The sequence below is a fragment of the Micromonospora sp. NPDC051543 genome (assembly GCF_044454415.1).
Classification (GTDB): Bacteria; Actinomycetota; Actinomycetes; order Mycobacteriales; family Micromonosporaceae; genus Micromonospora.
In genome coordinates this window covers 99,882-125,363 of record NZ_JBITDT010000009.1, presented here as the reverse complement: position 1 = coordinate 125,363, position 25,482 = coordinate 99,882, and the positions used below count along the sequence as shown (strand labels likewise).

The following is a 25,482-nucleotide window of genomic DNA, read 5'->3' as shown; positions in this document are numbered from 1 at the left end:
TCTGAAGTCATGCGAGTTTCTGTCAGTTGGCTGCGGGAGTACGTCGACCTCCCCGCCGACCTGCCCACCGGCGACCTGGAGCAGGCCCTGGTCGACCTCGGCATCGAGGTCGAGTCCGTGCAGGACCTGCGCGCGAGCGTCACCGGTCAGCTCGTCGTCGGCGAGGTACGCGAGATCGAGGAGCTGACCGGCTTCAAGAAGCCGATCCGGTTCTGCCGGGTGGACGTGGGCGCCGCCAACGGCACCGGCGAGCCGCAGGAGATCGTCTGCGGGGCGCGCAACTTCGCCGTCGGCGACCGGGTCGTGGTGATCCTGCCCGGCGGCGTGCTGCCCGGCGGGTTCGCGATCGGCGCCCGCAAGACGTACGGGCACAACTCGGCCGGCATGATCTGCTCGGCCAAGGAGCTGGGCCTGGGCGACGACCACTCGGGCATCATCGTGCTGCCGCCGGAGGTGGCCGCCAAGCCGGGCGACGACGCGCGGTCCGTCGTGGGCCTCGACGACGTCGTGTTCGAGCTGGAGATCACCCCGGACCGGGGGTACGCGCTGAGCCTGCGCGGCCTGGCCCGGGAGCTGTCGCACGCGTTCGACGTGCCGCTGCGTGACCCGGCCCTGGCGCCCGCCCCGAGCGCAACGGTGACGCCGGCGTACCCGGTCGAGGTCCGCGACACGGTCGGCTGTGACCGGTTCACCGCCCGCCTGGTGCGTGGCGTCGACCCGGCCGCGCCCACGCCGTCGTGGATGGCTCAGCGGCTCGTCACCGCCGGCATCCGCAGCATCTCGCTGCCCGTCGACATCACCAATTACGTGATGTTGGAGCTGGGCCAGCCGATGCACGCCTTCGACGCCGACCGGATCGCCGGCCCGCTGGTGGTCCGTCGCGCCGAGCCGGGGGAGAAACTGACCACCCTGGACGGTGTCAGCCGGGTGCTCACCGCCGACGACATGGTCATCTGCGACGACACCGGTCCCATCTCCCTCGCGGCGGTGATGGGCGGCGAGACCAGCGAGGTCGACACGGGAAAGACCACAAACGTGCTCTTCGAGGCCGCCCACTGGGATCCGGCCATGGTGGGGCGCACGGCCCGCCGGCACAAGCTGTTCAGCGAGGCCGCGAAGCGCTGGGAGCGGGGCGTCGACCCGGCCGTGCCGCTGGTCGCGCTGGAGCGGGCCGTGCGGCTGCTCACCGAGCACGGCGGCGGTGCTCCGAGCGCCGAGATCCTGGACATCGACCACGTCCGGCCGCGTACCCCCATCACCCTGCCGGCGGACCTGCCGACCCGGCGGGTCGGCGTCGAGTACCCGCCAGCGCGGGTCGTCGCGCTGCTGGAGCAGGTGGGATGCACGGTCGCGCAGGGCGCGGACCGGCTCTCCGAGGACCCGGGCGCGGTCGGCACGGCCAGCGGCGCCGGGTCGGTGCTGAGCGTCACCCCGCCGAGCTGGCGGCCCGACCTGACCGACCCGGCCGACCTGGTCGAGGAGGTCGTGCGTCTCGACGGGTACGACAAGGTGCCGTCGGTGCTGCCGACCGCGCCGCCCGGGAACGGCCTGACCCCGCGCCAGCGTCGCCGCCGGGCCGTGGCGTGGTCGCTGGCCGAGCGGGGGTACGTGGAGGTGCTCGCGCACCCCTTCGTCTCCCCGGAGCTGGCCGACCAGCTCGGCCTGCCGGCCGACGACCCGCGCCGACCCGCGGTGCGCCTCGCCAACCCGCTGTCCGAGGAGGAGCCGCTGCTGCGCACCACGCTGCTCGGCCCGCTGCTCGGCATCCTCAAGCGCAACCTCGGCCGGGGGCAGCGCGACCTCGCCCTCTACGAGATCGGCGCGGTCTTCCACCCGCGCCCCGACGCCGGCAGCCCGCCGGCGATGGGCGTGGACCGGCGACCCACCGACGAGGAGTTCGCCGCCGCCGACGCGGTCGTGCCGGCCCAACCGGTGCACGTCGCGGCGGTGCTCGCCGGTGACCTGGACCCGGCCGGCTGGTGGGGCGCGGGCCGCCCGGCCGGGTGGGCGGACGCCATCGAGGCGGCCCGGGACGTGCTGGCCGCCGCCGGCATCCCCGACGAGCGGGTCGAGGTACGCGCCGCCGAGTACGCGCCGTGGCACCCGGGCCGCTGCGCCGAGCTGCGGGTCGACGACACCGTCGTCGGATACGCCGGTGAGCTGCACCCGTCGGCGGTGGCGGCCCTGGAGCTGCCCCGCCGCACCTGCGCCATGGAGCTGGATCTGGACGTGCTGCCGCCGGTGCCGGTGGTTCCCGCACCGACGGTGTCCGGGTTCCCGCCGGCGTTGATCGACGTGGCGCTGGTGCTTGACGAGTCGGTCCCGGCCGAGCAGGTGCGTCGGGCGCTGGAGGCGGGGGCCGGTGAGCTGCTGGAGGACGTGCGACTGTTCGACGTGTACTCCGGCGCGCAGCTCGGCGAGGGTCGCCGGTCCCTGGCGTACAAGCTGACGTTCCGCGCCCCGGACCGGACGCTGACCGTCGAGGAGGCGCTGGCCGCCCGGGACGCGGCGGTCGCCGTCGCGGCCGAGCGCTTCGGCGCGACCCTGCGCGGCGCCTGACACAGCGGACGGGCCCTCTCCCCCTGCGCGGGGGAGAGGGGCCCGTCAGCCGTCGTCGGACTCCAGCTCGCCGAGTTCGCGTAGGCCCGGTAGATCACAGACGGTGATCCGACGGTAGTCGGTGTCGACCAATCCGTCCGATCGCAGCTCTCGCAGGGCCTTCTGAATGGCGGTCTCGGAGGCGCCGCAGATGGTCGCCAGGTCGGGCTGCGTAAGCCGAACGTCGATGATGACGCCGTCCGGTCCCTGTCGACCGTGGCTGCGGCAGAGGTCGGCGATCACCCGGGCCACCCGCAGTTTCACCGGGTACGAGGTGAAGTCGATCCGCCGCCGGTTGGACCAGCGCAGCCGGTCGGAGACCATCGCGGCGAGTTCGAGAGCGGCGTCCGGGTGCTCCTTGAGGAACCGTTTGAATCGGTCCGGCTGGATCACGCTGTAGATCGCCGGCCCGCAGGTCGTCACGGTGGCGGAGCGGGGTTCGTTGTTGAGCGCGGACATCTCGCCCACGAGGTCGCCCCCAACGCGGAGCGACAGGAGAGCTGGCCGGCCATCCGGCAGCGTGGCGGTGACCTTGGTAAGGCCCTCTTCGAGGAGTACGAGGTGGGTCTCCCGTACGCCCTCGTGGATCACGATCTGCCCGGCGGGGACCTGACGACGGACACCCAACCGCAGTAGTGCCGTCCGCTCCCGTGGAGCGAGCCGTTGCAGGAACGTGCCGTAGGGCCACGTCTCGCCGGCCAGGTCGCGTGGTCGTAGCACCCGCAGCCTCCTTCTCCAGGGACAGCTGCCGAAGCGTAGCGGTTCCTGCGCGTAGCGCGATGCCCCAGCTTCGGCTATCACGTCGATCAGCAGGCGAACCGCTGTCAGGGCCAACACCACCGTCGGGGGTAACCCGAGGCTGAGCAGCAGGTCGAGCAGATCCGTCCTCATGCGACAAGCACAGCGCGTGGCTGGCTGGGTGATCCCTCAGCAGGACGGGATGACGGGTTCTCGACTTCCACCTGGGATGCCGTAGTTCTACGGGATCCCGGCCCGCGCATACCGGTTCGATGGCTCCTGCGGTGCTCGCCCGCGGGGCGAGCGGATGAAGAAGGGCGGAAGTTGGATGCGACATCCCGAGCGGCGGCTGTTGATCTCGGTGGATATGGAGCGGTACAGCAGACGTAGCAACGTCCAACAGTACGAGGCGCAGCGGCACTTCCGAGAGCTGCTGCACGAGGCCGCCGAAGCTGTCGGTCTCGACCGGGTGGCCTGGACGACTCAGCAGGCGGGCGACGGCGAGCTGGCGATCGTGCCTCGTGAGGTCTTCGAGTCACGGGTGATCGGCAGGTTCGTTCCGGAGCTGAACCGGCGGCTACGCCACCACAACAGCAGCCGTCTCCCGGCTGCGCGGATCCGGCTCAGGGTGGCGGTGCACCAGGGGTTGGTACATCTCGACGGTGCGAACGGCTTCCCGGGCAACGCCGTGGTGTTCGTCTGCCGGTTGTGCGAGGCCGCTCCGGTCAAGCAGGCGCTGGCCGCCTTCCCTGATGCCGGCGTCGCGCTTGTCGTCTCGACCGAGATCTTTCGTGATGTGGTCACCGAGTACCCGGAGGAGATGCGGCCGGAGCGGTTCGTTCGGATCGAGGTGGCCCACCCGGACAAGGAATTCCGCGAGGACGCCTGGCTCTGCGTGGTGGACGAGGACATCAACGGCGCCGCGATCCAGGTCGTCCCGCCGCCCACCGAGCAGGATCCTGGGCAGACTGCACGGAGGCCCACGGAGCACGTCGGGATTCGTACCGGGGACATCCGGGTCGAGGGGCAGAACGCGATCGGTCAGGGCGCGACGGCGATCGGCTCGGTCGGCCGCGACACGAACTTCGGTACGGGTAGAGGCGATCCCCGATGAGCGGTCGGTACGCCCCGGTCTCCGCCGACAGTCCGGGGGACCTGGACGATCCTTGGCACGACGTGTTGGAGGATGCCTCCGGCGATGGCCCACACGGTGACGTCGGGTATGGCGCGGTTCGCGGACCCCGGGACGGCTCGCCGGTCGCGGTGGAGTCCCTCGACGGCGAGGATGAGCCGGCCTCTCCTGCGGAGCCGGCCGAGGAACCACCGGAGGAGGACGATCCGGACGACCTCCTGGATCCCGGGGACGTGCTGCGCAGGCTGGCTGGCCTGCTGGGCGGTTCGACGATCGATGTCGGCGATGTTCGGGTGCAGGGACAGAACGCCACCGGCCCTGGCGCCGTCGCCATCGGAACGGTCAACGTCACCGCCGGACGATCCGACGGCGCAGGGCGCGTGTGGTTCCAGACCCTTGTCGAGGCCGGTCTTCGTGAGACTGCGGGCAGGTACGCCGACGCGCCGAGCGATCGGCGGCTCGACCACCAACTCCAGCATCACCACCTGGTCTGCCTCTCCGGCCCGGTCGGAAGCGGACGGTTCACCTCAGCCACCCTGGCGGTGGCCCGGAGACACGGGTTCGAGCGGGTCCGCGTACTCGGTGTCGACCAGTTGGCCGACCTGCTCGGCGTGGACGCACCGTTGCCCGCCGGGCACGGTTACGTGCTCCGGCTGAACGAGGTGGCTGTTCGCGAGGTGGACGGGTTCACGCTGGTGGCGTTGGCGGCCCGGGCCGAGACCTCCGGCAGCACGCTCATTCTGGTCGGGGACTTCTCCCGACGAAGGCACGATCTCGTCGGCCACATCGTCGAACACCGTTCGGCCCCGGCGGCCGAGGTGTTCAGGGCGCAGCTTCGCCAACAGCTCACCGGGCAGTGCGTCGGCTGGTGCACAGGCACGTGCGAGGGGCGTTGCGTAGAGCGATACGTGGATGAGGACTGCGTCGGGCATCCACTGCTGTCGGCCTACCTGGCCGGCGAACCTCGACCTGGCGACGTCGTCGCGATCGTCGCGACGATCGCTCGGACGGTTCCGAAGGGCGGCGCACTGGCTGAGCGGCTGGAGCAGTTTCTGCCGCTCCAACTACGGGAGCGCGCGGCCGAGATCCTCGACGTGCGACGCCGCGGCGAGGAGGTCGACGCGTTCCCTCACGACGAGGTGCGGGCCTTCCGCCTGTCCTGCGCCGTCCTTGCCGGGCAGCCCGTGACCGAGATACACCAGGCAGCTCAGCGTCTGGCCCGGTTCGACTTCCAGGAACCCGCATCGACCGGCGCCCCTTTTCGGGGTTCGATGCTCGACGCACTGCTGGGGTCGACACTGGGCCAGGCCGTCACACGGCTGACCGACCCGCGCGTACCAGGCGGGTGCCGGATCGACTTCCCGCCCGGCGCCCAGCCACTCCGGTCGGTGTTACTGGACGTCGCGTGGACAGAGTGGTGGTCGCCCAAGCAGTTGCTCGACTGGTTGGCAGACCTGATCCGCGGAGACTCTCCGGCGGTCCGACAGGCCGCAGCGGGCGCCATCGGTTGGTCTGCGACACGCGATGTGCAGTCGGCCCTCGACGCCGTGGGGGAACTGGCCCGGGAACGGCGGGCAGGGGTCCGGCAGGCCGCAGCGATCGTCCTGGTCGCCATGGCGATGCAGCCTGGGTTGCGTACTCGGATTCGGGCCGAACTCGATCAGTGGGTAGCCGGTTCAGCAGCTCACCTACGGGACACCGTGGCCCGTGCGTACAGCCTTGGGCTGGCCCGGCTCTGGCCGGAGTCGGCGCTGGCCCAACTGCGTCAGGTTGCGCAGGCCCGGATGCAGCGGCGGAACAACTCGGTCGTCCGAGGGTTGGTCGAGGTGTACCGCAGCGGTCACGCGTCGAGTGTCGTGCCGGCGCTCGTGGACTGGACCGCATCCGTCGACCCCGAGGTGCAGCTCCACGCGGCGCGGACCCTGCGGGTACTCGCGGACCGCTGGGCGGAACCGCCCCGAGAGCACTGGCCGGAGCTGCTGCACCTGGTGGACCAGCGAACGATCGAACTGGCCGACCTTGCCGTCGTCTGGGCGACCGCCCTCAGCCTGCCAAGAACGGCGTACCGATCGTGGCGCACCCTCGGCTTCTGGCTGGACCGGGCGGACCAGCAGCCGGTCGTCGCCGGCCACTGCCTTGAACTGCTGCGACACGTGATCGCCGGACAGCCCGCTCTGCGTCATCGCCTGAACCACCAGCTCCACCACGTGTGGCGTCCGGTGATGCCGCACCACGACCTGCTCGACGACGTACAACGACTGATCGATGAGGAGACGCGATGAGCACAGGCCCTGTCGGTGGCCCCGGCACGAGAGCACCCATACCTGGGCAGGTGGAACGCCGCCGCTGGTGGCATGCGTTCTTCCCGCCGACCGAGCCCCCGCTTCCCCCGGCCCCACCTGCGCCGATCGTTCCCGCCACCGTGACATTCCGTCAGGACGTCCCGGCGCCGATCCTGGTGCCGGCGAAGGGGGACGCATACGACTTCCGCTTGCACGCCGTCTACAACTGGACGGCGCAGAACATGACCTACGAGGAGCTTCGGTTTCGCGCCGAGCGGTATCTGGGGTGGGCTGGCGGGATAGTCCGGGAACGGGCGGTGGATCTGGCACGTGAACACGAGCCCCACCGTTCGCACGACCTCGAACGAGCGCTGAACAGTCTGCTCGGTGGCCAGCGCTGGCCGCGTGAGGGTTCGCCGCACTTCGGGGTGCTCGTCCGCGTCAGCCCCGACGAGCGAGTGCGTGAGCGGCTCCGGCCCTACTGGGAGGATCGGATTCGGCTTGAGTGTGATCATGAGTTGCAGAAGATCCGGGCGGCCCAGGCGGATGAGCTGACTCGTCGCTGGTGTGCCGTGCTGCAGAATCTCGAGGACGATCCCGTCACGTCGCACGCGGCGCGGTTGACAGGCGAGCAGTTCGCCGAGGTTTTCGGTCGGTACGTCCAGGAGCGCCGGGAGGCCGTGCCCGACCTCGTGAAACTGCTGCGCGAGGCAGTTCGGGGGCACGGGGATCTCGGTATGGGGCCGAGCGAGTACACGGAGGCGTGGGACGTCGCCCTGCGGACGTACGAGCGCCAGCACGGGTTGTCCGAGCAGGCGAGCTGACAGCGGGGCGTCCTCTGCTGGAATATCCAGGTGGAGGACGCCACCCTGCGCCGATCGACACCGGCGTTCATCACCATGCAGTAGGCTGTATTAACTTGCAGGAAACAATCGCTCTTGCTAGTCTCCTCTGCATAGTCATGCGGAGGTGGGTATGGGAATTCGAGTCGCGGTCGCGGGCGCGAGCGGGTACGCGGGCGGTGAGCTGCTGCGTCTGGTCGCCGGGCACCCGGAGTTCGAGCTGGTCGCCGCCACCGCGCACCGCCAGGCCGGGCACCGCGTCGACATGGCGCATCCGCAGCTCACCGGGCTCGACCTGGTGTTCGGCGAGACCGACCCGTCGATCCTCGCCGACGCCGACCTGGTCTTCCTGGCGCTGCCGCACGGCGAGTCGGCGACTCTCGCGGCCCAGCTCCCTCCCGAGGTACGCGTCGTCGATCTGGGTGCCGACCACCGGCTCGCCGACCCCTACGCCTGGGCGCAGTACTACGGCGGCACGCACGCCGGCCAGTGGACGTACGGCCTGCCCGAGCTGCCCGGCCAGCGGGAGCTGATCGCCGGCTCCACCCGGGTCGCGAACACCGGCTGCTACGCCGCCGCGATCACCCTCGCGCTCGCGCCGTTGATCGCCGACGGCGCGGCCAGCCCCGCCGACGTGGTGGTGGTCGCCGCCTCGGGCACCTCCGGCGCGGGCCGGGCGGCGAAGCCGCACCTGCTCGGCAGCGAGGTGATGGGCGACCTGTCGCCGTACCGGGTCGGCACCCACCAGCACGTGCCCGAGATCAAGCAGGCCTCCGGGGCGACCGGCCTGTCGTTCACCCCGGTCCTCGCGCCGATGCCACGCGGCATCCTCGCCACGGTCACCGCCGTGCCGGCCCGCGGCGTCGACCCGCAGGAGGTGCTGGCGCAGGCGTACGCCGACGCGCCGTTCGTGCACGTGCTGCCGGAGGGGCGCTGGCCGCACACGGCCGCCACGCTGGGCTCCAACTCGTGTCATCTGCAGGCGACCGTCGACGTCGACTCGGGTCGGCTGATCGTGGTCAGCGCGCTGGACAACCTCGGCAAGGGCGCCGCCGGCCAGGCCGTGCAGAACGCCAACCTGATGCTCGGCCTGCCGGAGACGACGGGCCTGTCGATCTGGGGAGTAGCGCCATGAGTGTCACCACCCCTCGGGGGTTCCGGGCGGCCGGAGTGACCGCCGGACTGAAGACCAGCGGTGGCCCGGACGTCGCGCTGGTGGTCAACGACGGCCCGGACGCCGGTGTCGCCGGTGTCTTCACCACCAACCGGGTCAAGGCCGCGCCGGTGCTCTGGAGCCAGCAGGTCGTGCAGGGCGGCGTGGTCCGCGCCGTGGTGCTCAACTCCGGTGGCGCGAACGCCTGCACCGGCCCGGCCGGTTTCCAGGACACGCACGCCACGGCCGAGCACACCGCCTCGGCGCTGAGCGCGGTCAGTCCGCGGCTGCTCCTCGGGGCCGGCGAGGTGGCCGTCTGCTCCACCGGGCTGATCGGTGAGCGGTTGCCGATGGACAAACTGCTGCCGGGCGTCCGTACGGCCATCCGGCAGTTGTCGCGTGACGGCGGCCTGGCCGCCGCCGAGGCCATCATGACCACCGACACCCGGCCGAAGACCACGGTGGCCCGGGGCAGTGGATGGACGGTCGGCGGCATGGCCAAGGGTTCCGGCATGCTCGCGCCGGGCATGGCCACCATGCTCTGCGTGCTCACCACCGACGCGGTGGCCGGGCCGGCGGTCCTGGACGAGGCTCTGCGCGCCGCGACCCGGGTGACCTTCGACCGGGTCGATTCCGACGGCTGCATGTCCACCAATGACACGGTGCTGCTGCTGTCCAGCGGCGCCAGCGGGATCGAGCCGACCCCGGCCGAGTTGGCCGCCGCGGTCACCACGGCCTGCCACGACCTGGCGCAGCAGCTCATCGGCGACGCGGAGGGCGCCACCAAGCAGGTCGCCATCGACGTCGTGGGAGCCGCGACCGAGGACGACGCGGTGGAGGTGGGCCGCTCGGTCGCTCGCAGCAACCTGGTCAAGACCGCCCTGTTCGGCAACGACCCGAACTGGGGTCGGATCCTCGCCTCGGTCGGCACCACCACGGCCGCCTTCGAGCCGGACGAGGTGGACGTGGCCGTCAACGGGGTGTGGCTGTGCCGGGGCGGCGCCGCTGCCGAGGACCGTTCGAAGGCCGACCTCAGCGCACGGGACGTCACCATCCGGATCGACCTGCACGCGGGCGATTCGACGGCCACGATCTGGACCAACGACCTGTCCCACGCGTACGTGCACGAGAACTCGGCGTATTCAACGTGAGCGCGAGGAACGCAGCGAAGCGGAGTCCCGCAGTCGCGAACGAAAGGCCGGCACTGTGAGCCTCAGCAGTGATCTCACCCGGGCGCAGGTGAAGGCGGAGACGCTGATCGAGGCGCTGCCCTGGCTGGCGCGTTTCTCCGGCGCCACCGTCGTGGTCAAGTACGGCGGCAACGCCATGACCGAGCCGGAGTTGCAGCGGGCGTTCGCGGCCGACATGGTGTTCCTGCGCTACGCCGGTCTGAAGCCCGTGGTGGTGCACGGCGGCGGTCCGCAGATCTCGGCCATGCTGGGCCGGCTCGGCATCGAGAGCGAGTTCCGGGGCGGCCTGCGGGTGACGACCGCCGAGGCGATGGACGTGGTCCGGATGGTGCTCGTCGGGCAGGTCGGGCGGGAGTTGGTCGGGCTGATCAACTCGCACGGCCCGTACGCCGTCGGCCTCTCCGGCGAGGACGCGCGGCTGTTCACCGCGGTGCGCCGCCCGGCGTACGTGGACGGGCTGCCGGTCGACGTGGGCCAGGTCGGCGACGTCGAGTCGGTGGACACCTCGGCGGTGACCGACCTGATCGACGCCGGCCGGATTCCGGTGATCTCGACGGTCGCGCCGGACGCCGACGGTGTCCTGCACAACCTCAACGCGGACACCGCCGCCGCCGCGCTCGCCGTCGCCCTACGGGCCCGCAAGCTGGTCGTCCTCACCGACGTGGCCGGCCTGTACGCCGACTGGCCGGACACCAACAGCCTGGTCTCCGAGATCACCGCGGATGACCTGGCCAAGCTGCTGCCCCGCCTGGAGTCGGGGATGGTGCCGAAGATGGAGGCCTGCCTGCGGGCCGTGCGCGGGGGCGTGCCGGCCGCGCACGTGGTCGACGGCCGGGTGGCGCACTCCACGTTGCTCGAGGTGTTCACGTCGGAAGGGTTCGGAACGATGGTGGTGCCGCAGGACGGGACGGACGGGGCATGAGCAGTCTGGTGCAACGGTGGACGCAGTCCATGATGGACAACTACGGCACGCCGCAGCTGGCGCTGGTCTCCGGCGCGGGCGCCGTGGTGGTCGACGAGGCGGGCCGCGAGTACGTGGACCTGCTGGGCGGGATCGCGGTGAACGCCCTCGGCCACGCCCATCCGGCGGTGGTGGCAGCCGTGTCGAAGCAGGTGGCCACGCTGGGGCACGTCTCCAACCTCTTCGTCGCCGAGCCGCCGGTGGCTCTCGCGGAGCTGTTGCTGGCGCTCGCCGGCAGCCGACCCGGCCGGGTCTTCTTCGCCAATTCCGGCGCGGAGGCGAACGAGACCGCCTTCAAGCTGTCCCGGCGCACCGGGCGCAGCCACGTGGTCGCCACCAACGGCGGCTTCCACGGTCGCACCATGGGCGCCCTCGCCCTGACCGGTCAGCCCGCCAAGGCGGACCCGTTCCGGCCGTTGCCCGGCGAGGTGACCCACGTCGACTACGGCGACGTGAGCGCCCTGGAGGCGGCGGTCACCGACGCCACCGCCATGGTGATCCTGGAGCCCATCCAGGGCGAGAACGGCGTGGTCGTGCCGCCGACCGGCTACCTGACGGCGGCCCGGGGGATCACCGCCCGGCACGGGGCGCTGCTGGTGCTCGACGAGGTGCAGACCGGCATCGGCCGTACCGGCCACTGGTTCGCCCACCAGGCCGAGGGCGTGGAGCCCGACGTGGTGACCCTGGCGAAGGGCCTGGGTGGCGGGCTGCCGCTGGGCGCGACGCTCGCCTTCGGCCGGGCCGCCGACCTGCTCACCCCCGGCTCGCACGGTACGACCTTCGGCGGCAACCCGGTGAGCTGCGCCGCCGCGCTCGCCGTGGTGGCGACCATCGCCAACGAAGGGCTGCTCGACCACGTCAAGCGCGTCGGCGAACGGCTGCGTCGGGGCATCGAGGCGCTGGACCACCCGCTCGTCGCGGGCGTACGCGGGGCCGGGTTGCTGCTCGGCGTGGTGCTCACCGCGCCGGTGTCGACGGTCCTGGCCGAGGCGCTGCGGGAGGCCGGCTTCCTGACCAACCCGGTGCAGCCGGGCGTACTCCGGCTCGCCCCGCCGTTGATCCTCACCACCGAGCAGGTCGACGCGTTCCTCGCCGCGCTCCCGGCGGCCCTGGACGCGACGGCCCCGGCGACGGCCGGCACGAGCGCTCCCGTGACCACCGAATCCTCCACCCAGCCCACCACGACGGGGACGACCGCATGATCCGGCACTTCCTGCGCGACGACGATCTCTCGCCCGCCGAACAGTCAAGCGTGCTCGACCTGGCGGCCCGGATGAAGGTCGACCGGTTCGGCCACCAACCGCTGGCCGGCCCCCGCTCGGTGGCGGTGCTCTTCGACAAGCAGAGTCTGCGGACCCGGATCTCGTTCGACGCCGGCATCGCCGAGCTGGGCGGCCATCCGCTGGTCGTGGACACCCAGGTCACCCACTTCGGGCGGGGCGAGACGCTCGCCGACGCGGGCCGGGTGCTGTCCCGCTACGTCGCGGCGATCGTGCTGCGTACCCACGGTGACGACCGGATCGCCGAGGTCGCCGGCGGCGCGACCGTTCCGGTGGTCAACGCGCTCACCGACGGGTTCCACCCCTGTCAACTGCTGGCCGACCTGCTGACCATCCGGGAGCGGTGCGGCGGCACGTCCGGCCGGACCCTGACCTACGTGGGCGACGGCGCGAACAACATGGCGCAGTCGTACCTGCTGGCCGGGGCCACGGCCGGGATGCACGTGCGGATCGCCGGCCCGGCCGGGTTCGCGCCGGACGCGGCCGTGGTGCGTCGGGCCAGCGAGATCGCCGCCGGGACCGGCGGGTCGGTACGGGTGCTGACCGACCCGGCGCAGGCGGCCCGCGACGCCGACGTGCTGGCCACCGACACCTGGACCTCGATGGGTCAGGAGGCCGACGGGTTGGACCGGGTCACCCCGTTCCTGCCGTACCAGGTCAACAAGGAGCTGCTCGACCACGCCGCGCCGGACGCGATCGTGCTGCACTGCCTGCCGGCGCACCGGGGCGAGGAGATCACCGACGAGGTGTTCGACGGTCCGCAGAGCGCGGTGTTCGACCAGGCCGAGAACCGGCTGCACGCCCAGAAGGCGCTGCTGACGTTCCTGCTGGCGGCTGCCGGGGAGCGACGATGACCGCCCCCCTGACCCGCGCCGCCCGGCACGCCCGGATCGTCGAGCTGATCCGGGACCGGCCGGTACGCTCGCAGACCGAACTGGCCGACCTGCTCGCCGCCGACGGCGTCGGGGTCACCCAGGCGACCCTCTCGCGCGACCTGGAGGAGCTGGGCGCGGTCAAGGTGCGCGGCGGCGACGGCCCGGCCGTCTACCTGATCCCCGAGGACGGGAAACGACCGCTGCGCGACGCCGAGGCCGCACCGGCCCGGCTGGTGCGGCTGCTGCGCGAGCTGCTCAACGGGGTGGACGCCAGCGGCAACATCGCGGTGCTGCGTACCCCGCCGGGCGCGGCCCAGTACCTGGCCAGCGCGTTGGACCGGGCGGGCCTGCCCGAGATCGTCGGCACCATCGCCGGCGACGACACCATTCTCGTCGTGGCCCGGGAGACCGTCGGTGGGGCCGCGCTCGGCGACAAGCTCGCCGGTTGGTCCCGCCGGGAAGACAGCGTCGAAGGGAACAGCGCACCGTGACCGCGCACAGGTGGAGCACGCCGAGCCGGATGGCTGCGGCCCGTGCCGCCCGGATGGGTGGCTGACGAACATGGGGACCACAATGGGCGGCGTGGACGACAAGAGCCTCACCGAGAACAGCGCCGGCACCAACCGGACGAGCCTGTGGGGTGGCCGGTTCGCCGGCGGCCCCGCCGAGGCGCTCGCCCGGCTGTCGGTGAGCGTGCAGTTCGACTGGCGTCTGGCCCCGTACGACATCGCGGGTTCCCGGGCGCACGCCCGGGTCCTGGCCGGCGCCGGCCTGCTCGACCCGGAGGAGCTGGGCCGCATCCTGGCGGCCCTGGACGACCTGGAGGCGGCCTGCGCGTCGGGGGCGTTCCGGCCCACCGTCGACGACGAGGACGTGCACACCGCGCTGGAGCGGGGGCTGCTGGAGCGTCTGGGGAGCCTGGGCGGCAAGCTGCGTGCCGGTCGGTCCCGCAACGACCAGGTCGCCACCGACCTGCGGCTCTACCTGCGGGACCACGCGCGGGGTGTGGCCAGCCGCGTCGTCGAGCTGGCCGAGGCGCTCGTCGAGCAGGCCGAGCGGCACGTCGACACGGCCGCGCCCGGCATGACCCACCTCCAGCACGCCCAGCCGGTCACCTTCGGGCACTGGTTGCTGGCCCACGTGCAGCCGCTGCTGCGTGACCTCGAGCGGCTGCGCGACTGGGACCACCGGGCGGCGATCAGCCCGCTCGGCGCGGGCGCGCTCGCCGGCTCGGGGCTTCCGCTGGACCCGGTGGCGGTCGCCAAGGAGCTGGGTTTCCGGACGTCGTTCGCCAACTCGATGGACGCGGTCGCCGACCGGGACTTCGTGGCCGAGTTCCTCTTCACCACCGCGCTGATCGGGGTGCACCTGTCCCGTCTGGGCGAGGAGGTGGTGCTGTGGACGTCGCACGAGTTCGGCTGGGTGGAGCTGGACGACGCGTTCGCCACCGGTTCGTCGATCATGCCGCAGAAGAAGAACGCGGACATCGCCGAGCTGGCCCGGGGTAAGTCCGGCCGGTTGGTCGGCGGCCTGATGACGGTGCTGACCATGCTCAAGGGCCTGCCCATGACGTACGACCGGGACATGCAGGAGGACAAGGAGCCCGCGTTCGACGCCGTCGACACGCTGGAGCTGCTGCTTCCGGCCCTGGCCGGGATGATCTCCACGATGACCGTCCGGGTGGACCGGCTCGTCGCCGCCGCCCCGGTGGGCTTCTCCCTCGCCACCGAGGTCGCCGACTGGCTGGTCCGGCGCAACGTGCCGTTCCGGGACGCGCACGAGATCACCGGTCGGTTGGTGGCACTCTGTGCGGCCCGCGACTGCGAGCTGGAGGACGTCTCCGACGCCGACCTGGCCGCGGTCAGCGAGCACCTCGACCCGTCCGTGCGTGACGTGCTCTCGGTGCGCTCGGCCCTCGCGGCCCGCACCACCCCCGGCTCGACCGGCCCCGGTCCGGTCGCCGACCAGCTCGCCGCCGCGGCGGACCGGCTGGCCGGCTGGCGGGAGTGGGCCACCGAGCGGGTCGTACCCCGCTGACCTGACCGTGGCGTCGGCGCGGGCCGCCGGCGCCACGGTGGTTCAGGCCGTCGGGCGCTCCCGCTTCGGGAGCTTGGCCACCACCATGTCGTACGACGAGTCGACCGCCTCGGTCAGCTCCTCGGTGTCGATCCCGCCGTCGAGGCGCAGCGTGTTCCAGCCGGACCGGCCGATGTACGGCATTGGTCGCGCGTCAGCGGGATGACGGTGCAGCCACTCGTCGGCGATCTCGCGGGTGGCGCCGCACTTGACGCCGACCGTGGGCGCCCGGTCCCCATTGCCGAGGAACGCGAAGATCCGGCTGCCCACCTTCACCACCTCGTCGTCCTCCCACGGCCGGTCCAACCACGCCCCCGGCTTGGCCAAGCAGTACGACAACATCTCCCCACGTTCCACAACCCCTCCTAGTCATAACCCCGCCCCGCCCCGCCCCCGCCCCCCGCGCCCCGCCCGCCCGCCCCCCGCGCCGATCTTGCAGTTTGTGTTGTCGATACGCGACCGATGTCCCGTTCTGTCGGGACAGAAAGTGCAAGATCGGCGTGGATGACGGGTGGTGGGGTGACGGGTGGCGGGGGTGGGGGTGGGGGTGGGGGGTCAGGGGGTTTGGTCGGTGGAGCGGGCGGCGACGCGTTCGTAGCGTTGGCGGGCTGCCTGTGCGCTGCCCAGGCCCAGCCCATACGCGATGGACTGCCAGGTCAGGCCCCGGTCGCGGGCTAGCGTGAGCAGCCCGGCCTCCAGGGCGTCCAGTTCGGCGCGTACGTGTGGGAGCAGGGTCAGCGCGGCCGTCAGGTCGGCGGCGTCGACCGGCTCCTCGGTGGGCTCCCGCTCGGCGCCGCCGGCGGCGAGGGCGGTGACCAGGGCGACCGCCTCCCACGGGTCCAGCACGTACGGGTGGGCCCAGCGCCCCCGCCGCGCGTCGGAGCCGGCGTGCCGCTCGCTGATCCGTTGCAGCGCCTCGTAGGTGCGGTGGGCGCGGGCCCGACCCGGGTCGGGCACCGTGAAGAGGTCCGAGGTCGTCATGTACCGAGCACACCTCATCAACTAGATGTTGTCAACAGAATGTTGAAACGTCGACGGGTGGGTACCGTTCGGCCCATGGATCTCGCGCCGGACGACCGCACCGCCGACGCCAGCCTGACCGAGTTGGCGGACCTGCTCGCCGGCCCGCTGCTGCCGGCGGCGCGTGGCCTGCTGGGCTGCCGCCTGACCGCCGGGGGCGTCACCGTCCGGATCACCGAGGTCGAGGCGTACGCGGGCACGGCCGGTGACCCCGCCTCGCACGCCCACCGGGGCCGCACGCCCCGCAACGCGGTGATGTTCGGTCCCGCCGGGCACGCCTACGTCTACTTCACCTACGGGATGCACTGGTGCGTGAACGTCGTCACGGGTGACGAGGGGGAGGCCGCCGCGGTGCTGCTGCGCGCCGGCGCGGTCGTCGACGGGCTGGACACGGCACGGGAGCGCCGGCCGGCCGTGCGGCGCGACGTGGACCTCGCCCGTGGGCCGGCCCGGCTCTGCGCCACGCTCGGCATCGACCGCGCGGCGTACGGCGCGTACCTGCTCGGCGACGGGCCGGTGCGGTTGCGACCGCCGGTCGAGCCGGTGCCGTCGGCGTCGGTGGTGGCGGGGCCCCGGGTCGGCGTGACGGGCGCGCACGACCTGCCCTGGCGGTTCTGGCTCGACGGCGATCCGACGGTCAGCGCCTACCGGCGGCACGTGCCCCGCGTCCGTCGCTGAGCGCGCCGCGACGGAGGCTGTCGGAGGGTGTGGCCATAATCACCGAACCTGCTCACCGACGGTTCGGAGGACGTCATGGCAACCCTGCTCGCGATCGGCACCGCGAAAGGATTGTTTCTCGCCACCAGCGCCGACGACCGGCGCAGTTGGGAGATCACCGGCCCGCACTTCCCGATGACGGGTGTCTACGCGGTCGCGATCGACACCCGTGGCATCACCCCGCGGCTGCTCGCCGGCATGACCAGCTCGCACTTCGGCCCCAGTGTCGCCACCAGCGACGACCTCGGCGCCACCTGGGACGAGCCAGACCAGGCGCCGGTCGCGTTCCCGGCCGACACCGGCGTCTCCCTCGGGCGGGTCTGGCAGCTGATGCCGGCCGGCCCCGACGAGCCGGACGTCATCTGGGCCGGCACCGAGCCCTCGGCGTTGTTCAAGTCCACCGACGGCGGCCGCAGTTTCGAGCTGGTCCGTTCCCTCTGGGACCACCCGCACCGCCCCCATTGGGAGGCCGGGTTCGGCGGTCAGGCCGTGCACACCGTGCTGCCCCACCCGCGTGACCCGGCTCGACTGCTGGTCGCCATGTCCACCGGTGGGGTCTACCGCTCGGAGGACGCCGGCGCGAGTTGGGTGCCGGGTAACACGGGCATCCGCGCCTACTTCATGCCGGACGAGTGGCCGGAGTTCGGCCAGTGCGTGCACAAGGTCGCCCGCGACGCCGACAACCCCGAGCGGCTGTACGCGCAGAACCACCACGGCGTCTACCGTTCCGATGACGACGGCCGCACCTGGTCCTCGATCGCTGACGGGCTGCCCAGCGACTTCGGCTTCCCGATGGTGGCTCACCCCGGGCGCGGCGGCACGGTGTGGACCTTCCCGCTGGTGGCCGACAGTGAGCGGTTTCCGGCCGATCACCGCTGCCGGGTGTTCCTTTCCGTCGACGCCGGCGGCAAGTGGGAGGCGCAGTCGGTGGGGCTGCCCGAGGGGCCGTTCTATCCGGCGGTGCTGCGCGACGCCATGTGCGCCGATGACGCGACCCCGGGCGGGGTCTACTTCGGCACCCGCTCCGGCTCGGTCTTCGCCAGCCGCGACGAGGGCGACTCCTGGTCGTCGGTCGCCGCACACCTGCCCGACGTGCTCTGCGTCCGCGCCGCGCAGGTCTGAGCGTGGTCACCGTGCTGCTGCCCGGCCCGTTGCGCGGCGAGGCCGGGGGTGCGAGTCGGCTGAACGTCAGCGCCGCCGGGACGCTGCGGGCGGTCCTCGACGAGGTTGCCGTCGCGCATCCCCGGCTGGCCCGGCGCATCCGCGACGAGCGCGGTGAGCTGCGCCGCTATGTGAACGTCTTCGTCGACGGGGAAGACTGCCGGCATTCCGGAGGTCTGGCCACGACGGTCGTGGACGGCGCGGAGGTGCAGGTGCTGCCCTCTGTGGCGGGCGGCTGAGCGAGCCGCCACGAGGGGCGTCCTCGACCCGATTGTCGGGTCCGCGAGGGTGACCGGTGCCACTGCCGGGCAAGCTGCCGACGGAATAGTTGACTCGTCAAATAAGTTGTGAGCTGCGTCCGGGTACCACGACGGCATCCGGTTGACACGCGAGGAGCTGGTCATGCAGTTCGGAGTCTTCACCGTCGGTGACGTCACGGTCGATCCGACCACCGGTCGGGAGCCGACCGAGCATGAGCGGATCAAGGCGATGGTCGCCATCGCACTCAAGGCCGAAGAGGTCGGGCTCGACGTCTTCGCCGCCGGTGAGCACCACAACCCGCCGTTCGTCCCGTCGTCCCCCACCACCATGCTCGGTCACATCGCGGCCCGCACCGAGCGGCTGTTACTGTCCACCGCGACCACGCTGATCACCACCAACGACCCGGTGAAGATCGCCGAGGACTACGCGATGCTCCAGCACCTGAGCGACGGCCGCGTGGACCTGATGATGGGCCGTGGCAACACCGGCCCGGTGTACCCGTGGTTCGGCAAGGACATCCGCGCCGGCATCCCCCTGGCCATCGAGAACTACGACCTGCTGCACCGGCTCTGGCGCGAGGACGTGGTCGACTGGAAGGGCAAGTACCGCACGCCGTTGCAGTCCTTCACCTCGACGCCGCGCCCGCTCGACGGGGTGCCGCCGTTCGTCTGGCACGGCTCGATCCGCAGCCCCGAGATCGCCGAGCAGGCCGCGTACTACGGCGACGGTTTCTTCGCCAACCACATCTTCTGGCCCAAGGAGCACACCCAGCGGATGGTCGGCCTCTACCGCGAGCGGTACGCCCACTACGGCCACGGCTCCGCCGACCAGGCCATCGTCGGCCTCGGCGGCCAGGTGTTCATGCGCCGCAACTCGCAGGACGCCGTCCGGGAGTTCCGGCCGTACTTCGACAACGCCCCGGTGTACGGGCACGGGCCGTCGCTGGAGGAGTTCACCCGGGAGACCCCGCTGACCGTGGGCAGCCCGCAGCAGGTCATCGACCGCACCCTCGGCTTCCGTGAGTACGTCGGCGACTACCAGCGCCAGCTCTTCCTGATCGACCACGCGGGCCTGCCGCTCAAGACCGTGCTGGAGCAGCTCGACCTGCTCGGCGAGGAGGTCGTGCCGGTGCTGCGCAAGGAGTTCGCCGCCCTGCGTCCGGTGCACGTCCCCGAGGCGCCCACGCACGCCTCGATGGTCGCCGCGGCCGGTGGCGCGAAGGACAGCACCGTGCACGCCGTCGACGACGTGACGGGCAAGGCGCCGGAGGGGGCGACCCGATGACCCGCCGTACGCTGGCCGTGGTGTCGGCGGGGCTGAGCCAGCCCTCGTCCACCCGGCTGCTCGCCGACCAGCTCGCCGGGGCGACCCGCGACGAGCTGGTCCGGCGGGGCCACGACGCGGAGTTGCGCGCGATCGACCTGCGCGAGTACGCCCACGACGTCGTCAACAACATGCTCACCGGGTTCCCGCCGGCCGCGCTGCGCGCGGCCATCGACACGGTGACCGGTGCGGACGGCATCATCGCCGTCACCCCGATCTTCAGTGCCTCGTACAACGGTCTGTTCAAGTCGTTCTTCGACGTCCTCGACGCGGACTCGCTGGTCGGCCGGCCGGTGCTCATCGCCGCCACCGGTGGCACCGCCCGGCACTCCCTCGCGCTGGAGCACGCGGTCCGTCCGATGTTCAGCTACCTGCGGGCGGTGGTGGTCCCCACGGCGGTCTTCGCCGCGCCGGAGGACTGGTCCGACGGGACCGCCGACGGCGCGTTGCGGGGCCGGATCCGGCGCGCGGCCGGCGAGCTGGCCGACCAGGTCGAGCGCCGGCCGCCCACCAGCGGCCCGGCGGACCCGTTCGCCCTCACCACCGACTTCCTCCAGATGCTCGGCCGAGGTGGCGACGCCCCGGTCAGTTGACCGGGTGGGCCACCAGCACCGGGCAGTGCGCGTGGTGGACGGCGGCCTGACTGACCGAGCCGAGCAGCAGCCCGGCGAATCCGGCCCGACCCCGGGTGCCGACGACCAGCAGCGACGCCGCGCCGCTGGCCTCGATGAGCCCCTGGGCCGGGCTGGACGCCCGGACCGGGTGCTCCCGTACCACCAGATCGGGATGCTCGGCCCGGACCACGGCGGACGCGTCGGCGAGCAACCGCACCGCCTCGGCCTGCTCGGCGGCCTGGGCCTCCTCGATCTCGTCCGGCACCGGCCGGTCGCCGCCCGACGGGCCGACGTGCGCGAGGACCAGCGGGACGTCGCGTAGCGCCGCCTCGACGGCTCCGTAGCCGACGGCGAGCTGGGACGACTCGGACCCGTCCACGCCGACGAGCACCGGCCCGTCCACGTCGATCGGCCGCCCCTCGGGACGCACCACCAGCACCGGGCAGCGCGCGTGCGCGGCGACCTGCGCGCCGACCGAGCCGAGCAGCAGGCCGGTGAACCCGCCCAACCCGCGACTGCCCACCACGACGAGTTCCGCCTGGCGGGACTCCTCGACCATCGTCGCGCCGGGCCCGCCGGCGACCTGGCGTACCTCGACGGCGAGGCCGGGAAACCGCTCGGTGAGGTCGGCCGCCACGCCCTCCACCATCCGCTGCGCCTCCTCGGACGGCGGCGGCATCGTCAGGTCGTACGGGTTGAGGGGCGCGTGCAGGTAGCCGTGCACCACCAGCAACGGGCGGGACCGCAGCTGGGCGGCTCGGGCCGCGTGCTCCGCGGCGACGAGACTGGACGGCGAGCCGTCCACACCCACCACGACCTGTCGGTTCATCAGCTCTCCCTGCATCGGCCCCCCATTGTCATTGCCCCGCCCCCGCCCACCCCCACGCCGCGCCGCCCCACCCCGCCCCACCCCGCCCCGCGCCAGCCCCGCGCCGATCTTGCAGATTCTGTTGGCGAAATGTCGTGTTAGTAATCTTATGTCGCGACAGAAAGTGCAAGATCGGCGAGGGAGGGGGCGTCGGGGGTGGGGCTTACCCTCGCTTGATGAGCTCTGATGTGCGGTTGCGGCAGGTGCGCGAGGACGATCTCGTGGAGTTCTTCCTGCACCAGCAGGATCCCGAAGCGAACCGGATGGCCGCGTTCGGTCCCGCCGACCCGTCCGACCATCGCGAGTTCGCCCGCCACTGGGCGCGGGTGCTCACCAACCCCGCGAACCGGGTCCGCACCGTCGAGGCCGATGGCGAGGTGGTCGGCTACGTGAGCGCCTTCCCGGTCGACGACCAGACCGAGGTCAGCTACTGGATCGACCCGACCCGCTGGGGTCGCGGCTACGCCACCGCGGCCCTGGCCGCGCTGCTGCGCGAGCTGCCCCGCCCGGTGCACGCCCGGGCCGCGAAGGACAACGCCGCCTCCCTCGCGGTGCTGCGCAAGTGCGGGTTCGTCGTGGTCGGTGCGGACTCGGGGTACGCCAACGGGCGCGGCACGGAGGTCGAGGAATGGCTGCTGGAGCTGCCCGCCGACGCCCCTGACCTGGGCTAGCACTAGTCTCGCGGGGTGAATTGGTTGGATCTGGTCGGCTGGGCCGGCTCCGCGGTGCTGGTCTGGTCGCTGCTGCAGTCGCGCATCCTGCGCCTGCGCGCCCTGAACCTGGTCGGCTGCGCCGTGCTGATCGGCTACAACGCCGCCATCGAGGTGTGGCCCATGGTCGGGCTCAACATCGTCCTCGCGGTGATCAACATCTGGTACCTGCGGGGAATGCTCGCCACCCGCCATGACGAGCAGACCTACCAGGTGGTCCAGGTCGGGGTCGACGACCAGTTCCTCGCCCACACGCTGCGGGTGCACGGATCGGACATCGCCCGCTTCAACCCCGACTTCCACTGGGATCCGGCCGCCGCCGACCGCTCGGCCTTCCTCGTGGTCACCGCCGACGAGGTGGTGGGGGTGGTGCTGTCGCACGCCGAGGCACGCGGGGTCGCCCAGATCGACCTGGACTACGTGACCCCGAAGTTCCGGGACTTCACGCCCGGCGAGTTCGTCTACCGGCGCAGCCGCCTCTTCACCGAACGCGGCTTCCACCGGGTCGTCAGCCCGCCCGGCATGATCTCCCCGTACTACCACCGGCTCGGGTTCCGCCCCGAGGGCGACTCGTACGTCCTCGACCTACCCGCGTCACCCGCAGCCGAATCGGCGTAGCGTCACCCCGGCAGGATTCGGCCGACCCCGCACGGGGCACAGAAGCGCGTACGCCGGGCGGGCTCGTCGACCGGCGGGCGCCGTGCGTACCGGCCGGCGTCACCATCGCAGAGGGAGCGAACCGGGCGTGCAGAGCTACGGGAGCCAACTGGCCCTGGTCGGAATCCTGATCGTGATCAACGCGCTCTTCGCCGGCAGCGAGATGGCGTTGGTGTCACTACGGGACAGCCAGATCCAGCGCCTCGAACGCACCAGCCGGGCCGGAGGGGTACTGGCCCGGCTCGCCAAGGACCCGAACCGCTTCCTCGCCACCATCCAGATCGGCATCACCCTCGCCGGCTTCCTGGCCTCCGCCGCGGCGGCGGTCTCCCTCGCCAAGCCCCTCGTGCCGCTGCTCGGGGTGTTCGGCAACGCCGCCGAGACGGTGGCGATCGTGGTGGTGACCCTCGCGCTGACCTTCGTCACCCTGGTCTTCGGCGAGCTGGCCCCCAAGCGGATCGCCATGCAGTCCGCCGAGCGGTGGGCGCTGCTGGTGGCCCGCCCGCTCGATGTGCTCGCCAGCCTCACCCGCCCGGCCGTCTGGGCCCTCGGCGCGACCAGCGACCTGGTCGTCCGCCTGTTCGGGCTCAACCCGAAGCACGAACCCGAGGAGATCGGCCCGGACGAGCTTCGCGAGATCGTCGCCGGCAACCACGGCTTCACCAAGGAACAGCGCACGATCATCGCCGGCGCGGTGGAGATCGCCGACCGGCGGTTGCGGGCTGTGCTCGTACCCCGGTTGCAGGTCTTCACGCTCGACAGCGGGACCACGGCGGAGGCCGCGCGGCTCGTGCTGGCCGCCACCGGGCACTCCCGGGCGCCCGTGGTGCGCCACGGCGGCCTGGACGACACCGCCGGCGTGATCCACCTGCGTGACCTGGTCGGCGTGCCCGACGACCGACCGATCGACGAGATCGCCCGCCCCCCGATGCTGCTGCCCGACTCGCTACCGGTGGTCGACGCGCTGCGCCAGTTCAAGGCCGAGCGCCAGCACATCGCGCTCGTCGTGGACGAGCGCGGCGCCGTCGACGGCATCGTGACGTTGGAGGACATCCTGGAGGAGATCGTCGGGGAGATCTACGACGAGACCGACCGGGACGGCTACTCGGTGCGCCGCGAGCCGGACGGGGCGATGGTGCTGCCCGGCACCTTCCCGGTGCACGACCTTCCGGACATCGGCGTCGAGCTGCCCTCGCGCCCGGCCGGCGACTACACCACCGTCGCCGGGCTGGTGCTGGCCCGCCTCGGGCACATCCCGACCGTCGCCGGGGAGGACGTCACCCTGGACGGCTGGGTGCTGACGGTGGCCGACATCGACCACCGGGCCATCACCGAGGTACGCCTACGGCAGGTCCCCGCCGACGACGACGCCGATGGCGGGGACGCCGCCGACGAGGCTGTCGAGCCGGTGCTGGACGAGGCCCGGAGCTGACCGGGCCCGCCGATCAGTCGCGCGAGAGGTTCTGCAACCGGACCTGACCGCGGGCGACCAGGCGGTCCTTGGCGTCGCTGATCTCCACCTGCCAGAGCTGCTGGCTGCGCCCCCGGTGCACCGGCGTGCCGACCGCCCGCAGCTCGCCCTCGGGCACCGCCCGCAGGAAGTCGGTCTGGTTCGACACCCCGACCACGGTGCCCCGGTCGCCCAGCCAGAGCGAACCTCCGACGCTGCCCGCCGTCTCCACGACCGAGCAGTACACCCCGCCGTGCTGGATGCCGAACGGCTGGTGCAGCTCCGGACGGACCTGCCAGCTGATGACGACGCGGTCGGCGGTCGCCTCCACGAAATTCAGGCCGAGCAGGTTGACGAAACCACCCGTCAGATCCGGCATCTCCACGGCAGAACCCTCCTGTAAACAGCGGGGCGCAAGCGTAACCGGGCGCGTCGCTCCAAACCCGGTACGGGTCGATGCCGGCGATGGGGGAGAATCGGTGACCGTGACCGACAGCAACCCCCTGCCGACCGGGCGGGAATCTCTGATCGACGACCTGCTCTGGCGTGGCCTCATCCAGGACTCGACCGGCCTCGACGAGCTGCGTGAGCTGCTCGACGGAGGGACGGCCACCACCTACTACGTGGGCTTCGACCCCACCGCGCAGAGCCTGCACGTCGGCTCGCTCATGCAGGTCACCACGGCCCGGCGGCTGCAACTCGGGGGTCACCGCCCCCTGTTGCTGGTGGGCGGGGCGACCGGGCAGATCGGTGACCCGAAGGAGAGCGCCGAGCGGACGCTCAACCCGCCCGAGGTGATCGCCGGCTGGGTCGAGCGGATCCGCGAGCAGCTCGCGCCCTTCGTGTCGTACACCGGCGCGAACGCGGCCCAGCTCGTCAACAACCTGGAATGGACCGGCGAGATGTCCGTGGTCGAGTTCCTGCGCGACGTGGGCAAGCACTTCCCCGTGAACAAGATGCTCGCGCGGGAGGTGGTGCGGGCGCGGTTGGAGACCGGCATCAGCTTCACCGAGTTCAGCTACCAGCTGTTGCAGGCGAACGACTTCTTCGAGCTGCACCGTCGACACGGCTGCCAACTCCAGTTCGGTGGCTCCGACCAGTGGGGCAACATCACGGCGGGCGTCGACTACGTGCGGCGGCGCGGCGCGGGGCCGGTACAGGCCTTCACCACGCCGTTGGTCACCAAGGCCGACGGTACGAAGTTCGGCAAGACCGAGGGCGGGGCGGTCTGGCTCGACCCCACGCTGACGAGTCCGTACGCGTTCTACCAGTTCTGGCTCAACGTCGACGACCGCGAGGTCGACCGCTACCTGCGGTACTTCAGCTTCCGTACGCGCGACGAGCTGGAGGAGCTGGCGAAGGCGACGGCCGAACGGCCGGCGGCCCGGCTGGCCCAGCGGGCGTTGGCCGAGGAGCTGACCACGTTGGTGCACGGCCCCGAGGAGACCCGGCAGGCGGTCGCCGCCAGCCAGGCGCTGTTCGGCCGTGGCTCGCTCGACGACCTGGCCCCGGAGACGCTGCGCGCGGCGCTCACCGAGGCCGGGCTGGTACGGCTCTCCGGAGACCTGCCGGAC

At 72.0% G+C, this 25,482-nt stretch carries 25 protein-coding genes (1 of these 25 cut by a window edge); 20 read left to right on the top strand and 5 right to left on the bottom strand.

Features of this window, described 5'->3' with window-relative positions; all coding sequences use genetic code 11:
* Positions 1-9 precede the first annotated feature (9 nt).
* Positions 10-2,559, top strand: a complete 2,550-nt coding sequence (pheT, locus tag ACIA3K_RS17980; protein ID WP_396802296.1) for a phenylalanine--tRNA ligase subunit beta — start codon at positions 10-12, stop codon at positions 2,557-2,559.
* Positions 2,560-2,604: 45 nt separating this feature from the next.
* Here the strand turns inward: pheT and ACIA3K_RS17975 are convergent, their stop codons facing one another.
* Positions 2,605-3,489 carry a Crp/Fnr family transcriptional regulator gene (locus ACIA3K_RS17975; RefSeq protein WP_396802295.1) on the bottom strand — a complete coding sequence of 295 codons (885 nt, stop codon included), beginning with the start codon at positions 3,487-3,489 and terminating at the stop codon, positions 2,605-2,607.
* 175 nt (positions 3,490-3,664) lie between these two features.
* Here ACIA3K_RS17975 and ACIA3K_RS17970 point away from each other — a divergent pair, with 175 nt between their 5' ends.
* The 10 genes from ACIA3K_RS17970 (at position 3,665) to argH (ending at position 15,088) form a co-directional block, all read left to right on the top strand.
* Positions 3,665-4,450, top strand: coding sequence for a hypothetical protein (locus ACIA3K_RS17970; protein ID WP_396802293.1), 786 nt, complete (start codon positions 3,665-3,667; stop codon positions 4,448-4,450).
* Entirely contained in the window at positions 4,447-6,750 is a 2,304-nt protein-coding gene (locus ACIA3K_RS17965) for a hypothetical protein (protein WP_396802291.1), read from the top strand. Before ACIA3K_RS17970 ends, ACIA3K_RS17965 begins: the two co-directional genes overlap by 4 nt.
* Before the next feature lie 50 nt (positions 6,751-6,800).
* A complete protein-coding gene (locus ACIA3K_RS17960) occupies positions 6,801-7,574 on the top strand; it encodes a hypothetical protein (RefSeq protein WP_396802290.1) in 774 nt (257 codons plus the stop codon).
* A gap of 151 nt (positions 7,575-7,725) precedes the next feature.
* Positions 7,726-8,727: an N-acetyl-gamma-glutamyl-phosphate reductase gene (gene argC, locus ACIA3K_RS17955; RefSeq protein ID WP_396802288.1), complete on the top strand. Its 1,002-nt coding sequence runs from the start codon at positions 7,726-7,728 to the stop codon at positions 8,725-8,727.
* Positions 8,724-9,896, top strand: coding sequence for a bifunctional glutamate N-acetyltransferase/amino-acid acetyltransferase ArgJ (gene argJ, locus ACIA3K_RS17950; protein WP_396802287.1), 1,173 nt, complete (start codon positions 8,724-8,726; stop codon positions 9,894-9,896). Before argC ends, argJ begins: the two co-directional genes overlap by 4 nt.
* Before the next feature lie 55 nt (positions 9,897-9,951).
* The gene (gene argB / locus ACIA3K_RS17945; RefSeq protein ID WP_396802286.1) at positions 9,952-10,857 is read left to right on the top strand and encodes an acetylglutamate kinase; all 906 of its coding nucleotides are present in this window, start codon (positions 9,952-9,954) and stop codon (positions 10,855-10,857) included.
* On the top strand, positions 10,854-12,098 hold the full coding sequence (locus ACIA3K_RS17940; RefSeq protein ID WP_396802285.1) for an acetylornithine transaminase: 1,245 nt from the start codon (positions 10,854-10,856) through the stop codon (positions 12,096-12,098). Before argB ends, ACIA3K_RS17940 begins: the two co-directional genes overlap by 4 nt.
* Positions 12,095-13,030 carry an ornithine carbamoyltransferase gene (argF, locus tag ACIA3K_RS17935; RefSeq protein ID WP_396802284.1) on the top strand — a complete coding sequence of 312 codons (936 nt, stop codon included), beginning with the start codon at positions 12,095-12,097 and terminating at the stop codon, positions 13,028-13,030. Before ACIA3K_RS17940 ends, argF begins: the two co-directional genes overlap by 4 nt.
* Complete coding sequence (locus ACIA3K_RS17930) at positions 13,027-13,542, top strand: arginine repressor (protein ID WP_396802283.1); 516 nt, start codon at positions 13,027-13,029, stop codon at positions 13,540-13,542. The genes argF and ACIA3K_RS17930 overlap by 4 nt, the downstream gene beginning before the upstream one ends.
* An 82-nt stretch (positions 13,543-13,624) precedes the next feature.
* Entirely contained in the window at positions 13,625-15,088 is a 1,464-nt protein-coding gene (gene argH / locus ACIA3K_RS17925) for an argininosuccinate lyase (RefSeq protein ID WP_396802517.1), read from the top strand.
* 42 nt (positions 15,089-15,130) lie between these two features.
* Here argH and ACIA3K_RS17920 read toward each other — a convergent pair whose 3' ends face one another.
* Both ACIA3K_RS17920 and ACIA3K_RS17915 read right to left on the bottom strand, forming a co-directional pair.
* Complete coding sequence (locus tag ACIA3K_RS17920; protein ID WP_396802282.1) at positions 15,131-15,484, bottom strand: MmcQ/YjbR family DNA-binding protein; 354 nt, start codon at positions 15,482-15,484, stop codon at positions 15,131-15,133.
* Positions 15,485-15,682: 198 nt separating this feature from the next.
* On the bottom strand, positions 15,683-16,108 hold the full coding sequence (locus ACIA3K_RS17915) for a DNA-binding protein (RefSeq protein ID WP_396802280.1): 426 nt from the start codon (positions 16,106-16,108) through the stop codon (positions 15,683-15,685).
* 75 nt (positions 16,109-16,183) lie between these two features.
* Here ACIA3K_RS17915 and ACIA3K_RS17910 point away from each other — a divergent pair, with 75 nt between their 5' ends.
* From ACIA3K_RS17910 to ACIA3K_RS17890, 5 genes are all read left to right on the top strand, one after another.
* The gene (locus ACIA3K_RS17910) at positions 16,184-16,825 is read left to right on the top strand and encodes a DNA-3-methyladenine glycosylase (protein ID WP_396802279.1); all 642 of its coding nucleotides are present in this window, start codon (positions 16,184-16,186) and stop codon (positions 16,823-16,825) included.
* Positions 16,826-16,900: 75 nt separating this feature from the next.
* On the top strand, positions 16,901-17,986 hold the full coding sequence (locus tag ACIA3K_RS17905; RefSeq protein ID WP_396802278.1) for a WD40/YVTN/BNR-like repeat-containing protein: 1,086 nt from the start codon (positions 16,901-16,903) through the stop codon (positions 17,984-17,986).
* Between the two features lie 2 nt (positions 17,987-17,988).
* Positions 17,989-18,264: a ubiquitin-like small modifier protein 1 gene (locus ACIA3K_RS17900; RefSeq protein WP_396802277.1), complete on the top strand. Its 276-nt coding sequence runs from the start codon at positions 17,989-17,991 to the stop codon at positions 18,262-18,264.
* A gap of 163 nt (positions 18,265-18,427) precedes the next feature.
* Positions 18,428-19,570, top strand: coding sequence for an LLM class flavin-dependent oxidoreductase (locus ACIA3K_RS17895; protein ID WP_396802276.1), 1,143 nt, complete (start codon positions 18,428-18,430; stop codon positions 19,568-19,570).
* A complete protein-coding gene (locus ACIA3K_RS17890; RefSeq protein ID WP_396802274.1) occupies positions 19,567-20,202 on the top strand; it encodes an FMN reductase in 636 nt (211 codons plus the stop codon). The genes ACIA3K_RS17895 and ACIA3K_RS17890 overlap by 4 nt, the downstream gene beginning before the upstream one ends.
* Here the strand turns inward: ACIA3K_RS17890 and ACIA3K_RS17885 are convergent.
* A complete protein-coding gene (locus ACIA3K_RS17885) occupies positions 20,195-21,052 on the bottom strand; it encodes a universal stress protein (RefSeq protein ID WP_396802272.1) in 858 nt (285 codons plus the stop codon). The two genes, ACIA3K_RS17890 and ACIA3K_RS17885, sit on opposite strands and share 8 nt — an antisense overlap.
* A 215-nt stretch (positions 21,053-21,267) precedes the next feature.
* On the opposite strand from ACIA3K_RS17885, the gene ACIA3K_RS17880 reads away from it, so the two are divergent.
* The 3 genes from ACIA3K_RS17880 (at position 21,268) to ACIA3K_RS17870 (ending at position 23,890) form a co-directional block, all read left to right on the top strand.
* The gene (locus ACIA3K_RS17880; protein ID WP_396802270.1) at positions 21,268-21,762 is read left to right on the top strand and encodes a GNAT family N-acetyltransferase; all 495 of its coding nucleotides are present in this window, start codon (positions 21,268-21,270) and stop codon (positions 21,760-21,762) included.
* A 15-nt stretch (positions 21,763-21,777) separates the two neighbouring features.
* Positions 21,778-22,419, top strand: coding sequence for a hypothetical protein (locus tag ACIA3K_RS17875; protein WP_396802269.1), 642 nt, complete (start codon positions 21,778-21,780; stop codon positions 22,417-22,419).
* Between the two features lie 127 nt (positions 22,420-22,546).
* Positions 22,547-23,890, top strand: a complete 1,344-nt coding sequence (locus ACIA3K_RS17870; RefSeq protein WP_396802268.1) for a hemolysin family protein — start codon at positions 22,547-22,549, stop codon at positions 23,888-23,890.
* Between the two features lie 13 nt (positions 23,891-23,903).
* Here the strand turns inward: ACIA3K_RS17870 and ACIA3K_RS17865 are convergent, their stop codons facing one another.
* A complete protein-coding gene (locus ACIA3K_RS17865; RefSeq protein ID WP_396802516.1) occupies positions 23,904-24,287 on the bottom strand; it encodes a PaaI family thioesterase in 384 nt (127 codons plus the stop codon).
* 106 nt (positions 24,288-24,393) lie between these two features.
* Here ACIA3K_RS17865 and tyrS point away from each other — a divergent pair, with 106 nt between their 5' ends.
* On the top strand, positions 24,394-25,482 hold the 5' portion of the coding sequence (gene tyrS, locus ACIA3K_RS17860) for a tyrosine--tRNA ligase (protein ID WP_396802515.1). The gene runs 204 nt beyond the window's last position; 1,089 of the gene's 1,293 nt are visible here — the first part of the coding sequence; the start codon lies at positions 24,394-24,396; the stop codon falls past the right edge of the window.

Coding starts and splice junctions, on each gene's coding strand:
- pheT (WP_396802296.1), top strand. CDS start 10: ATGCGAGTTTCTGTCAGTTGGCTGCGGGAGTACGTCGACCTCCCCGCC.
- ACIA3K_RS17975 (WP_396802295.1), bottom strand. CDS start 3,489: ATGAGGACGGATCTGCTCGACCTGCTGCTCAGCCTCGGGTTACCCCCG.
- ACIA3K_RS17970 (WP_396802293.1), top strand. CDS start 3,665: ATGCGACATCCCGAGCGGCGGCTGTTGATCTCGGTGGATATGGAGCGG.
- ACIA3K_RS17965 (WP_396802291.1), top strand. CDS start 4,447: ATGAGCGGTCGGTACGCCCCGGTCTCCGCCGACAGTCCGGGGGACCTG.
- argC (WP_396802288.1), top strand. CDS start 7,726: ATGGGAATTCGAGTCGCGGTCGCGGGCGCGAGCGGGTACGCGGGCGGT.
- argJ (WP_396802287.1), top strand. CDS start 8,724: ATGAGTGTCACCACCCCTCGGGGGTTCCGGGCGGCCGGAGTGACCGCC.
- ACIA3K_RS17940 (WP_396802285.1), top strand. CDS start 10,854: ATGAGCAGTCTGGTGCAACGGTGGACGCAGTCCATGATGGACAACTAC.
- argF (WP_396802284.1), top strand. CDS start 12,095: ATGATCCGGCACTTCCTGCGCGACGACGATCTCTCGCCCGCCGAACAG.
- ACIA3K_RS17930 (WP_396802283.1), top strand. CDS start 13,027: ATGACCGCCCCCCTGACCCGCGCCGCCCGGCACGCCCGGATCGTCGAG.
- argH (WP_396802517.1), top strand. CDS start 13,625: ATGGGCGGCGTGGACGACAAGAGCCTCACCGAGAACAGCGCCGGCACC.
- ACIA3K_RS17915 (WP_396802280.1), bottom strand. CDS start 16,108: ATGACGACCTCGGACCTCTTCACGGTGCCCGACCCGGGTCGGGCCCGC.
- ACIA3K_RS17910 (WP_396802279.1), top strand. CDS start 16,184: ATGGATCTCGCGCCGGACGACCGCACCGCCGACGCCAGCCTGACCGAG.
- ACIA3K_RS17905 (WP_396802278.1), top strand. CDS start 16,901: ATGGCAACCCTGCTCGCGATCGGCACCGCGAAAGGATTGTTTCTCGCC.
- ACIA3K_RS17895 (WP_396802276.1), top strand. CDS start 18,428: ATGCAGTTCGGAGTCTTCACCGTCGGTGACGTCACGGTCGATCCGACC.
- ACIA3K_RS17890 (WP_396802274.1), top strand. CDS start 19,567: ATGACCCGCCGTACGCTGGCCGTGGTGTCGGCGGGGCTGAGCCAGCCC.
- ACIA3K_RS17885 (WP_396802272.1), bottom strand. CDS start 21,052: ATGAACCGACAGGTCGTGGTGGGTGTGGACGGCTCGCCGTCCAGTCTC.
- ACIA3K_RS17880 (WP_396802270.1), top strand. CDS start 21,268: ATGAGCTCTGATGTGCGGTTGCGGCAGGTGCGCGAGGACGATCTCGTG.
- ACIA3K_RS17865 (WP_396802516.1), bottom strand. CDS start 24,287: ATGCCGGATCTGACGGGTGGTTTCGTCAACCTGCTCGGCCTGAATTTC.